Origin of the sequence: Streptomyces cellostaticus, from assembly GCF_001513965.1 — a bacterium.
GTDB classification, from domain to species: domain Bacteria; phylum Actinomycetota; class Actinomycetes; order Streptomycetales; family Streptomycetaceae; genus Streptomyces; species Streptomyces cellostaticus.
Window position 1 is genome coordinate 12,205 of record NZ_KQ948047.1, and the last position, 12,837, is coordinate 25,041.

Here is a 12,837-nt window from a genome sequence, read left to right on the forward strand (position 1 = left end):
GTGAGGTGACTCCCCCGTGAACTCCGCAGCCAGGGCGCCCGAGGATCTCGTACGGGCCCTCGCAGCCGCCGGGATCAGGGACGAGCGGCTGTTCGAGGCCGTGCGCGCGACGCCTCGGGCGGAATTCGTCCCGGCCGGTCAGGTGGCTGCCGCCTACCGGGACGTACCCCTTGCGATCGGCGAGGGACAGGTCACCACGCAGCCCTCGCTGTCCGCCATGATGATCGAGAGCCTTGGTCTGGGCGGGTCCGAGCACGTCCTGGAGGTCGGGACGGGTCTCGGCTTCCAGACCGCACTGCTCGCCCGGCTGGCCGCCGAGGTGGTCAGCATCGAGATGCGGCCGGACATAGCCTGCCGGGCGCGCGCGAACCTGGCACGTCAGGGCGTACGGAACGTGGAGCTGCGGATCGGCGACGGCAGCGGCGGCGTGCCGGACCGTGCTCCGTACGACGCGGTCCTCGTGTCGGCCGCGTTCCCGGAGGTGCCCGCGCCGCTGGTCGTACAGGTGCGGCCGGGCGGCCGCCTGGTGCAGCCGATCGGGCCGGGCGGGCATGAGCAGGTGGTGTGCTTCGAGCGCACCGCATCGGGGCTGGTGCAGCTGCGGATGGTGACTCCGGCCTGCTTCGTCCGGCTGGAGGGGCGATACGGCTTCCCGCCGGACGAGGCGGACCCTATTCGTCCGTGACGCGTACGACCGCCAGCGTGATGTTGTCGGGGCCGCCGGCCTCGATGGCGGCCTTCCACAGCTCGAAGACCGCCCGGCCGCCGTCGTGCTCCAGCATCACCGCGTCGAGCACGTCCGTCGGCACAGGATCGGTCAGACCGTCGCTGCAGATGAGGTAGCGGTCGCCGGGAGACAGGGACTCGGCGCTCACGTGGGGACGGATGGCCCGGTAGGTGCGGGTACCGCCCAGGCACTGGGTGACGAGGGACGTGGTGCGCCGCCCGGGTGCGAGTGGGGGGCTGTCGTCGACGCTCACCTGGCGCAGCCCGTCACGGGAGGCCGCGAAGACCCGGCTGTCGCCCACGTTGAACGCCAGCACGGAGCCGGGCTGTACGACGGCGCCTGCGATCGTCGTCCCCATGGCCGCGAGCTCACCTCCCGCGTCGCCGCCGGCGGCCACGTACACGGCGCGGTTGCAGGCGTTCAAAGCGTCACGGACGGCGTCCTCGCTGCTCAGGGCGGGGCCGATCGACGCGATCCGGCGCACGACCAGGGCGCTGGCCACCTCGCCGCCGGGATGCCCGCCGAGCCCGTCGGCGACGGCGACGACCAGGGGCGTCCCGAGCGGGAAGACCAGGGTCTGCGGACTCTCGGTCACCGTGGCACACAGCGTCCACGGCCCGATCACGAGGCTGTCCTCGTTGCGTTCGCGGATCAGCCCGGGATGACTCAGCGCACTTACCGCCACGTACCGCATGGGACGCCACCGCCTTCGGTCCCCCCTACCTCAAGGGTAGGTACTCCCCAGAGACCCGTGCCGCGGCACTCCGCGCGTCGGTCCGGCGCCACACTGCGCGCGCAGGTCGAAGGACGAGACCGCAGCCCCGGAGGGTGCGGCCTCGCCGGCCGTGCGGAGGGTGTCCCCTACTTCTTGTACCCGGCGCGCAACACCGGCCAGGTCTGCGGTCCCACGGAGCCGTCCTTGGTGAGGCCGTTGTCGGACTGGAAGCTCTTCACCGCGGCCGTGGTCTTGTCGCCGTAGATGCCGTCGACCGTGCCGGGGTTGTACCCCCAGAACTTCAGCAGGCACTGGACCTCGGCCGTGCGGTCGCCGACGTGTCCGGGAGAGACGACGTCGTTCCAGGCCCAGCTGTAGCCGGCCGTGTAGCCCGCGTAGTTCGTGGTCTCGTGCCAGTAAACGCTGCAGCTGTAGGTCGTGGCGGCGCCGACCGGTGCCGCGGCGGCGGAGCTCGTTGCCGCGGATGCGGCGGGCGCTGCGGCGAGACCGCCGCTGAGTGCCACTGCCGTCATCGCGAGCACAGCCTTCGTACGCATGGACATCGTGTGTTTCCTCTCTCTGAGTCTTTCTCCGGACCCGCACGGACAGACAGCGCGATGCGGGTGGTATGAGACGGCCGGCACCGACCCCCGTCGATCGGTGAGGTCAATTCACCAGTGCCAGCCAGGTGTTGGGGCCGACGATGCCGTCGGGGGTCAGCTGATTGCGGGTCTGGAAGGCGATCACCGCGTCGCGGGTGCCCGCTCCGAAGGAGCCGTCGACCGGCAACGCCGCACCGTGGGCGTTCAGTTCGGCCTGTACCGCGTTGACGGCCGCGCCGCGGTCGCTTTCCTTGACGGTGGTGATGAGTGCCTGCCAGGTCTTGGGGCCGACGATGCCGTCGGGGGTCAGCTGATTGCGGGTCTGGAAGGCGATCACCGCGTCGCGGGTGCCCGTTCCGAAGGAGCCGTCGGCCGACAGCGCCGCACCGTGGGCGTTGAGCAGGTATTGAAGGGTGGTCACCTGGCGGCCGCTGTAGCCCTGCTGGACGACCGGCCAGGCCCCGGCCGGTGGTGGCGGAGGGGGTGTATAGATGCCTTTGGCGGCGAAGGTCCTCAGGTCCCGCTCCGTGCCGTTGAACAGGTCCTGGTCACCGGGAAAGGGCCCGGAGTCGGAGGTCTGCCAGACGGCGTAGCTGGACCAGCCGTCGGGCAGTGGGTGCGGGGTGCCGGTGTAGTTGCCGATCCAGAGCAGGTTGCCGGCGGCGAAGGCGGAGGAGTTGCCGGTGCACTGCGACCACCAGGACGCGTTGGTGTTGATCAGCGGGTGGCGGCCGGTGCGGCGCAGGTATTCGCCGTCGAACGAGGCGATCCAGCGGACCGTCGCACCGGGACCGACTCCGTAGCAGGCGGGCACGCCCGGAGTGGGCTCGACGTCCAGGACGCCGGGCAGGGTCCTGCCGTCGGGCCGCCAGGCGCCTCCGTGGTCGATGAAGTAGTCGGCCTGGGCGCTGCCGGAGGACTTGTCCGGCCTCGCGAAGTGGTAGGCGCCGCGGATCAGGCCGGCCTGCGCTGCTCCGTCGTACTGCCCGAGGAAGCGGGAACTGATGTAGGAAGTGCCCTCGGTCGCCTTGATGTAGGCGAAGGAGGCTCCGCCGGCGGCGACCGCGGACCAGTCCACGCTCTCCTGGTAGGCGCTGACGTCGAGCCCTCGCACGGCGGCATCGGCGGCCTGCCCCGGCTGCGTTCCGTGGCCTCGGCCGGTGCTGCCCGCGCGGTGGGCGGGGTCTTCGACGCCGGTCTGTGCGCGGCCCGTACCGAAGGTCGCCGTCGCCGATGCCGATGCCGGGGTGGCCAGCAGTGCGGCGGTCGCGGCCAGTGCGGTCAGTGCGCCGAGCGCCGCCGTCCGCAGGCCGCGTCCGGCACGGGGAGAAGGCCCCTGAGCTGGTCGGGGATTTCCCGGATCATGCGCCATCCGTGCAAGTCCTTTCGGTCGTCCGCCCCTTGCGGCGGTGGTCATGACGCCGCGCGGCCGCCACGGACGGGCGGCCGGGAAACGGCATCCCCGCGGCTGCTTCCGCAACGTGGTCCGGCGGCACCCCCGTCGCCGTCGGACCACCGATTTCGTCGCTGCGGCAACGCCGCGGTCCGGACCCGGTGTTCGGATCCGCCTCAAGGTTCTGGGGCCGCTCGTTGTTGCGCACCCTCGAAACAGCCCGCGAAACAAACGGCCTCGCCACCGGACCTGGACGTCGGTCGGCTGGAACGTGCTGTTCAGGGATGCGATCGGCCCGACGCGGTGCAAGGGTTGTCCTTTGCAGCTCGTAACTGCTCGTGCCGGCATGGGGGATGGGATGGGGCGTCGTGAGGGCTCGCTGGATCCGGCCGCCGGGCCGGTCCAGCGCTTCGCGTTCGAGTTACGCAAGCTGCGCCAGGACGCGGGAGGCCTGACCTACCGGGCCATGGCGCAGCGCACGGACTACTCGGTCGCCACGTTGTCGAGGGCTGCCGCGGGTGAGCAACTGCCGTCCCTGGAGGTGGTGCTGGCCTATGTGCGGGCCTGCGGCGCAGACGCCGGGGAGTGGGAGCAGCGCTGGCGCGCGGCGGCCCGGGAAGCGGCCGCCGAGCCGGCGGATGCCGACGACGCGGACGCCCCTTACCGGGGGCTGGCCCGCTTCGAACCCGGTGACCAGGATCTGTTCTTCGGGCGCGACCACCTCGTGGCTCAACTGGCCGAGCGCGTGTGCGCCCGCCGGGTGGTCGCGCTGGTGGGCGCGTCCGGCAGCGGCAAGTCCTCCCTGCTGCGCGCGGGGCTGATCCCCACCCTGCGGACCCATGGTGCGCCGGAGTGCCCACTGGCGGCCATCCGGATCCTCACGCCGGGGCCGCGCCCGTTGTCCACCCACGCCGATGCCATGACGGCGAGCCGGGAACCCGGTGACACGGTCGTCGTGGTCGACCAGTTCGAGGAGCTCTTCACCCTGTGCACGGATCCGGCCGAGCGTACGGCTTTCCTCGGCCTGCTGGCGGCCGCGGTGCACCCGGAGAGCAGGCTGCGGGTGGTGATCGCGGTGCGGGCGGACTTCTTCGGCCGCTGTGCCGAGCATCCTCCGCTCGCCGCGGCGATCAGGGACGCCACTCTCCTGCTCGGCCCCATGGGACCGACCGAACTGCGTGCGGCGATCGTCAAGCCCGCCGCGGCCGCCGGGTTGATCGTGGAGCGCACGTTGACCGCGCAGATCGTCGAGGACGTCGCCGAGGAACCCGGCGGACTGCCGTTGATGTCCCACGCCCTGCTGGAGACCTGGCGCCGCCGCAAGGGCCGCACCCTCACCCTGGCCGCCTACCGGGCGGCGGGCGGTGTGCACGGCGCCCTCACCCGCACCGCCGAGGAGCTGTACGACCAACTCTCCCCTGAGCAGGCCGAGATCGCCCGGCGCATCCTGCTGCGCCTGATCACTCCCGGTGAAGGGGCCCAGGACACCAGCCGCCCCGCCGACCACACCGAACTACAGGCGCGGAGCGCCACCGCCTCTCCCACCGACACGGCACCGGTACTGGAACGACTGGCCCGCGCACGGCTGATCACGCTCGACGGCGACACGGTGCACCTGGCCCACGAGGCACTGATCACCGCCTGGCCGCGCCTGCGGTCCTGGATCGACGGCGCCCGCGACCGCCTGCGTGTCCATCGCCAGATCACCGAAGCCGCCCGCGGCTGGAACGCACTCGCCCAGGACCCCGGGGCCCTGTACCGCGGCACCCGCCTCGCCGCGGCCGAGGAGTGCTTCGCCGGGCATCGCGCGGATCTCAGTCCGGTCGAGTGCGCGTTCCTCGACGCCAGCAGCGCCGCCCGCGAGCAGGAGCGGCGGGCGGCGGCCCGTACCGCCCGGCGTTTCCGGGTCCTGCTGTCGGCGGTGTCCGCCCTGCTGCTGCTCGCCTCGACGGCCGCCGTCATCGCCTTCCAGCAGCGCACGCTGGCCCGCGCCGGCCGCGACCGGGCGGTCGCGGAGCAGGTGGTGGCCGAGGCGGGCCAGCTCGCCGCGACCGATCCGTCGCTGGCCGCGCGGATGTACGTGGCGGCGCACCGGCTGCGGCCGGACCGCGAAGCCGCCGCGGGCCTCCTGGACTCGCAGCACCTCGCCCTCTCCTCCGTACTGGCCGGACACACGCAGGCGGTGTACGCGGTGGCGTTCTCCCCGGACGGCCGCACGCTCGCGACCGGGGCCGGTGACAACACCATCCGGCTGTGGAACCTGGCCGATCCCGCGCACCCCGTCCCGCTGGGCAGGCCGCTGACCGGGCACACCGGCTGGGTGTACTGGCTCCAGTTCTCACCGGACGGCCACACCCTGGCCAGCGCGAGCCGGGACCGTACAGCGCGCTTGTGGGACGTACGGGACCCGCTGCACCCGACGGCCCTCGGCAGGCCGCTGCCCGGGCACCGCGACTTCGTCTTCTCCGTCTCGTTCAGCCGTGACGGGCGCACGCTGGCCACCGCGTCCCACGACCGCACCGTACGGCTGTGGGACGTCTCCGACCCGGCGCATGCCAGGGCACTGGGCCACCCGCTCACGGGGGCGGCCGACTCCGTCGCCTCAGCCGCTTTCAGCCCGGACGGGCGGACGGTGGCGGCCCCCGGCCACGACCACATGATCCGTCTGTGGAACGTCACCCACCGCACGAGCCCCAGGTTGTGGCGTACGCCGCTGAGCGGCCCGGACGTCGTCTACGCGGTCGCCTTCCGCCGGGACAGCCGGCTGATGGCCAGCGTGGGCAACGACCAGAAGGTACGGCTGTGGGACGTCTCCGACCCGGCCCGCGCGAAGGCGCTGGGCGAGCCGCTGACCGGGCACAGCGACACGCTGCTCGCCGTGGCGTTCTCGCCCGACGGCCGGACACTGGCCACCGGCGGCGCCGACCACACCATCCGGCTGTGGGACGTCTCCGACCCACTGCATCCGGCCGCCCTCGGGCAGCCGCTGATCGGCCACGCCGGATTCGTCAACTGGCTGGCGTTCAGCCCCGACGGGCGGTCGCTGGCCAGTGCGAGCGACGACCACACCGTACGGCTGTGGCATCTGCCGCGCACGGTCCTGGGCGGCCGCATCGGTGCCCTCACCAGCATCGCGTTCGGCCCGGACGACCACGGCATGGCCAGCGCGGACGACGGGAGGGTACGGCTGTGGGACGTCCGCGACCCGGCGCGCGGCAGACAGCTGAGCGAGCTGCCGGACGAGCACTCCGCGACCCGGGTGCTGTTCCGCCCGCAGGGCAGCCTGCTGGCCTGCGCCGACCGTGACGGCACCGTGCGGCTGTGGGACGTCTCCGACCCGGGCCGTCCCCGGCCGGCCGGCACGGTCCGCACCGGCGTCACCGACCAGTCCGACGTGCTGGCCTTCACCCCCGACGGCCGCGTCCTGGTCACCGGCGGCCCGGCGCACAGCCTGCGGCTGTGGAACGTCACCGACCCCGCACACCCCGCCGCCCTCGGCCACCCGCTGACCGGCCACATCAGCTTCGTCCACTGGGCGGGTGCCAGCCCGGACGGCCACACCCTGGCCAGCACCAGCGAGGACGACAAGGTCCGGCTGTGGGACATCCGGGACCCGGCACGTCCCCGGGCCCTGCCGGACATCCGCACGGGCGACACCGGCGGCACCCGGTGGGGCGCGTTCAGCCCCGACGGGCGGCTGCTGGCCACCGCCGGCGCGGGCCACGACGTGCGCCTGTGGAACGTCTCCGCTCCCGCGCACGCCACCGGCCTCGGCACCGCGCTGACCGGCCACACCGGCGCGGTCACCTGGGTGGGTTTCAGCCCGGACGGCCGCACACTGGCCGCCGCCGGCGACGACCGGAGCGTCCTGATGTGGAACCTGGACGACCCGGCCCGTCCGGCCCCTTGGGGCAGGGGGCTCACCGCCGGACACACCGACGCGATCGAGACGGCCGCGTACCGCCCGGACGGGCGGCTGCTGGCCACGGCGGGACCGGACGGCACGATCGAGCTCACCCCGCTCGCACTCGACCAGGCGATCCGGCGGATCTGCACCGACACCACCGGCCTGCTCACCCCGGCGCAATGGCCGCACTACGTAACGGAACTCCCCTACGCTCCGCCGTGTCATGACGGGTGAGGCTCCGTGAGCAACTCCGCGAGGAAATCGGCGCATTGAAGGATCCGATCCAGCTGTGGTCCTCGGCGGGCCCGGCGGAACCCATGGCGGCGGCCCCAGAAGGCGGCCTGGACCAGGTGCAGTTGTGCCCAGCGGCGCACGCGCTCGCGGTCGAGTTCCGCGCTCTCGGCAAAGACGTCCAGGGCTTGGTCGACGGCCTTGGGCAGATCGTCCGCTGCGCGGAGCGACACCGCGTACGCCTTGAGCAGGGTGCCGCCGTCGTAGGCGGGGTCGCCCGCGTACCCCTTGGGATCCACGGCCAGCCACGACTCACGGCGGGCGCGGAGGATGTTGCGGGCGTGCAGGTCGCCGTGGACGAGGATGTCGGGCTGGGCACGGGCCAGCTCCCGGACGGTCGCCAGGGCCTCGTCCACCACGTACGGCGGCAGCCGGTGGGACAGCCCCGCGGCGTCCTTGCGCAGCTGCTCCTCCCAGGCATCGGCCTGCTCGCGCAGCCGGGGCAGACCGGGCGGCGCGGGGACGGCGAGCCGACGGTTGATCCACCCCGCGACCGCGACCAGCTCGTCTCCGTCCGCCAGTTCCGCCAGGGTCGACGTGCCGGCCCTCTCCAGCAGCATCGCGAACCGGTCGTCGTCACGCTCGCGCAGCAGCACGGCTCCGCGCCCGCCCCACACGGCGAACGCGTCCGGCTCGTGGACGTTGCCGGGGTGCGGGAACGACACCTTCAGTACGGCGGTGTCCCCGTCCGCCGCCCGGCGCACCGGGACGACGACACCGACGCCGCCGTGCAGGACCGCACCGTCGGGCACACATCCCCAGCGGGTCGGCAGTTCGCCCACGATCCCGGGCAGTTCGGCGAGCCACGCGGCTCCGGACTCTCCTTCGCGCTCGACGGTCGTCCGCACGAACGCCTCCGGCAGGTCGATCACTTGCACCTGTCCCCCCTTCGCCGGCCCGCGCGGCAGAGGCGGCCGTAAACCCGGTGGAGCCCCGCCGCCCGATGTGCCTAGGGTCGCAGAATGAGTACCCGGACCTTCCGTATCACCGTCCGCGGCGTCTTCGACGGGCTCAGCGCCGCCCAGCGGGCCGACCTGCTGGCCGACGCCGCCGAACACGACGTGCTGCACGCCGCCTACACGCCCGAGGGGCACCTCAGTTACGACATCGCCGCCCGGACCGCGTTCGTCTTCCGCTTCTCGGACAGCGGGGAGGAAGAGGAGCACATCCTGGAGGCGACCGAGCGGGCCGAGGAGGCGGCGAAGGCGTGGCTGACCGAGCGCGGCTACGGCTTCAGGAACCTCAGGTCCAGCGCGGAGGACCTCTCCCAGGCGCCCTTGGGGAAGCGGCAGCGACGGGCTGCGCGTTCGAACGGCGCATAAACTTGAGTACTCAAGGAGATGGCAATGAGTGGGGACGGAAGTGAGTGACGCCCTCGACGCCTCGCTGCGGCTGGTGCGGGCGCAGGCGGCTCTCGTGCGGCGCTTCGACGCCCGGCTCGGCGGCCTGCACGGTGTGAGCCTGGCCGACTTCACGATGCTGCTGCGCCTGGGGCAGGCGCCGGGCGGCCGGATGCGGCGGGTCGACCTGGCCGAGGCCCTGGGGCTGACCGCGTCCGGGGTGACCCGCGGGCTGGCGCCCCTGGAGCGGATCGGGCTGGTGACCCGCGAGTCGGACGCCCGTGACGCGCGCGTGGCCTACGCGTCACTGACCGGGACCGGCAAGCTGCGGCTGAAGGAGATGCTGGCCACCGCCGAGGAGACCGCCGCGGAGATCTTCGCCGGTCCTGCGTGGAGCGCGGAGGACCTCGGCCTGCTGTCCGTCCTGCTGACCCGGCTCGGCGGCACCGGCCTCCCCGGCCATGGCAGCGCACCCCGCTGACCCGTCCCGGCGACCGAGCCATGGCTGCCGGGAATCCAGCCACCGCACGGCCTGAACTCACCGTGGTTCACGTCACGTTGCGATGTGGCCGAATTGTGAGGGGCCGGTGCATGCGGCCATGGCATGCTCATGGCTCACCACCGAATTACCGGCCGGTTCTACCCATCGGTAGAACCGGCCGCTGCCGGTGCACCTTCGTCACCACCCCCACCTCCCACAGGACCGACCTTGCGCAGACGCACGAGGCACAGGCGTGCCCTCCTGCCCGCTTTCGCCGTGACCGCCCTCCTTCTCGCCGCCGGGTGCTCCTCGCCCGCGCCGCACGCCGAACGGCCTGCGGCGGGCCACGGCCAGGACGTCCGGGCCACCGACGGCCCCACGGACCACCGGCTCACCGTCGCGGCCGCCCCCGCGCCCGCCGCCACCGCGACGGCCACGGCCGGCCCGGCCGGCTCGGGCAGGCGGGCGCACAAGACCAAGCTCACCATCAGCTCGTACGACGGCCGGACCCGGCGTGCCGTCATCTCCAAGGGGCAGGCGACAACCGGGACTTCGAAGCCCCCTTCGGCCTCCCCCGCCTCCCCCGCCTCCCCCGCCTCTCCCACCTCGGCCACCCCCTCCCCCGCCTCCTCGGCGGCACCGCACGAGGCCGTCGTGGGCGACGTGATCGCCAGCGCCCCGGCGCCCGGGGCCCCGCACGGGCTGCTCGCCAAGGTCACCAAGGTGATCGGCGAGACCGACCAGGGCACGCAGGTGCAGACCGAACCGGCGGCACTGAACGCGGTGCTGGGCGACGACACGGCCAAGGGCACCGTGCCGGTCGACCCGTCCTCCTTCGCCGTCGACAAGCTGCTGCCCGACGTCAAGGTCTCCTGGTCCAAGGCCGGTGACGTGCACGTCGGCCCCAAGGGTGCGACGGTGCCGCTCGGCAGCCTCCGGCTGGACGTCGGCGCCGAAGTGCCGACGTCCAAGGACGCCCCGGTGTCGGCCACCGCCTCGGTGTCCGGATTCGTCCAGGTGGCCCCCCAGGTCGACTTCTCCTACGGCGGTTCCGGGACCGACGCGGCGCCCGGCTCGGCGTATCTCGGCGTCTCCGGCGACTGGAGCTCCGGATGGGCCGTGAAGGGCCGGGCCGCCGCGGCCACCGGCACCCCGCTGCGGATCCCGTTCGCCAAGCTGCACGCCGATCCCGTCCTCCAGGTCGGCCCCGTCCCCGTGGTCGTCAACCTCGACCTGACCTGCTACGTCCAGATCAGCGCCGACGGACACGTCACCGTCGACGTCCAGCAGAGCCTCAAGGGCGACTTCAAGGCGGGCGGCACCTTCGGAGTGGCCAAGGGGTGGACGCCGGTCAGCTCGGCGGACATGAAGAGCACGCCCGTACGGGCCTCCCTGACCACCGCCGGAAGCGTGAAGACGGCCCTCGGCGCCGAGGCGTCCGTCGGCCTCTACGGCACCGTCGGCGTCACCGCCGACCTGGCGCCGTACCTGCGCGGCGAGGCCTCCGGCACGGTCACCGCCACCTCGGACACCGGCACACGGGCCGAGGGCACCTGGGGGGTGTACGGCGGTGTCGACCTGTCGGGCACCCTGCGGCTCCAGTTGTCCATCTTCGGTACGCCGGTGTTCCAGCGGAGCGTTCCCCTGGGCTCGCTGCACCGCGAATGGAAACTGGCGGGCGGCTCCCTGGGGTCGTAGCCACCGCAGACGTCAGGCTGCGCCGCCCGGTATCCAGCCCTGGCGGCGCAGGATGGCCGACACGTCCGGCGCCCGGTAGTGCTCGCCCTTGAGGACCTTGCCGTCGGCCCGGCGGGCCACTTCCCCGTCGGGACCCAGCTTGCTCATGTTGGCGCGGTGGACCTCGGCGATCACCGCGTCGAGGTCGACGCCGTGCACCAGGGCCGTGCCGTACGCCACGTACACCACGTCCGCCAGCTCGTGCGCGAGCCGGTCCAGCGGGCCCTCGACCGAAACCTCGGCGACCTCCGCGGCCTCCTCGGCGAGCAGTTCCCCGCGGTGCGCGGCCAGGTCGGGGCTCACCTCGGTCGGCGTGCTGCGGGCGTCGAGGCCGAAGGCGAGGTGGAACTCATGGACGAGACGGGCGGGCGAATGACTCATACGGCGACCCTAACGGCCGCCACTGACAGCGCCTCCGCCCTTCCCCGGCGTCCCGGAGTGACCCCGGCCCTGGTCAGCCCCGTGCGCGGCCTGGCAGGATCGCCCGCATGTCCAAGGTGTTCCCCCGTATCAACAGGCGCCGGGCGCTCCAGGGTGCGGCCGTCGGCGTCGTGACCCTCGGGCTGCTCCTGTGGTGGCTGCTGCCCTTGGGCGAGAAGCCGCCGAGCGGGACGATCGTCTTCAGCACGGGCACGCCGCGCGGGGTCTACCAGGAGTACGGCGAGCGGCTGCGCACCGAGCTGGGCAGGGACATGCCGGGTCTCACGGTGAAGCTGCTGAACAGCGCCGGTTCGCAGGAGAACGTCCAGCGGGTGGCGACCGGCAGGGCCGACTTCACCATCGCGGCGGCCGACGCGGTGGAGACGTACGAGGCGCAGGACCGCACCGGCGCCGGCCGGCTGCGCGGCGTGGCCCGGCTCTACGACGACTACCTCCAGCTGGTCGTGCCGCGCGACTCGAAGGTCCGCAGCGTCGCCGACCTGCGGCACAAGCGGGTGGCCATCGGCCTGCCCGACTCCGGGGTGCGGCTGATCGCGACCCGGGTGCTCAGGGCCGCGGGCATCGACCCGCGCAAGGACATCACTCCGGTCGCGGACGGCATAGACACCGGACCGGACCGCCTCGAGAAGGGCAGGATCGACGCCTTCTTCTGGTCGGGCGGGCTGCCCACCAAGGGGCTGGTCGAGCTGGCCGACAGGTCCGGCTTCAGGTTCGTGCCGATCGACGGCGACCTCGTCGCCAAGCTCCACGCCGCAGGCGACGTGGCCCGCTACTACCGGGCCACCAACATGCCCGAGTCGGCGTACCCGTCCGTGCAGCACGGCTCTGCGGTGCCGACGATCGCGGTGTCCAACGTGCTGATGACCCGCACGGACATGGATCCCCGGCTCACCGAGTGGCTCACCCGCACGGTGATCAAGAGCCGCGACGGCATCGGCGCCCACGTCCACTCCGCACAACTGGTCGACCTGCGCACCGCGATCTACACCGACCCCCTGCCCCTGCAGGAGGGCGCCCGGCGCTACTACCGGTCGGTCAAGCCCTGAGGCCTGACCGGCGTATCACGCCGGCTCCAGGCAACGGTGCCTCATCAGCACAGGTGTGCGGGGCCATGGGGGTGCCCCCGCGCGAGCGAAGCCGAGCGTGAGGGAGTCGGCAACCGACGACAACGCCGCTGGGGGGGCGCCCCCACGCCCTTGAGGC

Annotated in this window: 11 protein-coding genes; 6 read left to right on the forward strand and 5 right to left on the reverse strand. The window is 72.9% G+C overall.

The window, feature by feature from the left end:
- The first annotated feature begins 16 nt into the window (after positions 1-16).
- Entirely contained in the window at positions 17-685 is a 669-nt protein-coding gene (locus tag AQI88_RS36905; RefSeq protein WP_067008485.1) for a protein-L-isoaspartate O-methyltransferase family protein, read from the forward strand.
- Here AQI88_RS36905 and AQI88_RS36910 read toward each other — a convergent pair.
- From AQI88_RS36910 to AQI88_RS36920, 3 genes are all read right to left on the reverse strand, one after another.
- Positions 672-1,421 (reverse strand): PP2C family protein-serine/threonine phosphatase, encoded by a 750-nt coding sequence (locus tag AQI88_RS36910; RefSeq protein ID WP_067008488.1) that lies wholly within the window; start codon positions 1,419-1,421, stop codon positions 672-674. The two genes, AQI88_RS36905 and AQI88_RS36910, sit on opposite strands and share 14 nt — an antisense overlap.
- Positions 1,422-1,588: 167 nt before the next feature.
- The gene (locus AQI88_RS36915) at positions 1,589-2,005 is read right to left on the reverse strand and encodes a peptidoglycan-binding domain-containing protein (RefSeq protein ID WP_067008491.1); all 417 of its coding nucleotides are present in this window, start codon (positions 2,003-2,005) and stop codon (positions 1,589-1,591) included.
- Positions 2,006-2,108: 103 nt separating this feature from the next.
- Entirely contained in the window at positions 2,109-3,416 is a 1,308-nt protein-coding gene (locus tag AQI88_RS36920) for a GH25 family lysozyme (protein ID WP_067008494.1), read from the reverse strand.
- A gap of 379 nt (positions 3,417-3,795) precedes the next feature.
- On the opposite strand from AQI88_RS36920, the gene AQI88_RS36925 reads away from it, so the two are divergent.
- Complete coding sequence (locus AQI88_RS36925) at positions 3,796-7,578, forward strand: nSTAND1 domain-containing NTPase (protein WP_067008497.1); 3,783 nt, start codon at positions 3,796-3,798, stop codon at positions 7,576-7,578.
- Here the strand turns inward: AQI88_RS36925 and AQI88_RS36930 are convergent.
- Positions 7,566-8,507, reverse strand: coding sequence for an aminoglycoside phosphotransferase family protein (locus tag AQI88_RS36930; RefSeq protein WP_079058042.1), 942 nt, complete (start codon positions 8,505-8,507; stop codon positions 7,566-7,568). The genes AQI88_RS36925 and AQI88_RS36930 overlap by 13 nt on opposite strands.
- Before the next feature lie 90 nt (positions 8,508-8,597).
- On the opposite strand from AQI88_RS36930, the gene AQI88_RS36935 reads away from it, so the two are divergent.
- The 3 genes from AQI88_RS36935 (at position 8,598) to AQI88_RS36945 (ending at position 11,154) form a co-directional block, all read left to right on the forward strand.
- Positions 8,598-8,957, forward strand: a complete 360-nt coding sequence (locus tag AQI88_RS36935) for a DUF6204 family protein (protein ID WP_067008500.1) — start codon at positions 8,598-8,600, stop codon at positions 8,955-8,957.
- A gap of 28 nt (positions 8,958-8,985) precedes the next feature.
- A complete protein-coding gene (locus AQI88_RS36940) occupies positions 8,986-9,456 on the forward strand; it encodes a MarR family winged helix-turn-helix transcriptional regulator (RefSeq protein WP_244184495.1) in 471 nt (156 codons plus the stop codon).
- Between the two features lie 276 nt (positions 9,457-9,732).
- Positions 9,733-11,154: a hypothetical protein gene (locus tag AQI88_RS36945; protein ID WP_244184497.1), complete on the forward strand. Its 1,422-nt coding sequence runs from the start codon at positions 9,733-9,735 to the stop codon at positions 11,152-11,154.
- Between the two features lie 12 nt (positions 11,155-11,166).
- On the opposite strand, the gene AQI88_RS36950 is transcribed toward AQI88_RS36945, so the two are convergent.
- A complete protein-coding gene (locus AQI88_RS36950) occupies positions 11,167-11,574 on the reverse strand; it encodes a pyrophosphohydrolase domain-containing protein (protein ID WP_067008509.1) in 408 nt (135 codons plus the stop codon).
- A 107-nt stretch (positions 11,575-11,681) separates the two neighbouring features.
- Here AQI88_RS36950 and AQI88_RS36955 point away from each other — a divergent pair, with 107 nt between their 5' ends.
- Positions 11,682-12,680 (forward strand): TAXI family TRAP transporter solute-binding subunit, encoded by a 999-nt coding sequence (locus AQI88_RS36955; protein WP_067008512.1) that lies wholly within the window; start codon positions 11,682-11,684, stop codon positions 12,678-12,680.
- Positions 12,681-12,837: the final 157 nt, after the last annotated feature.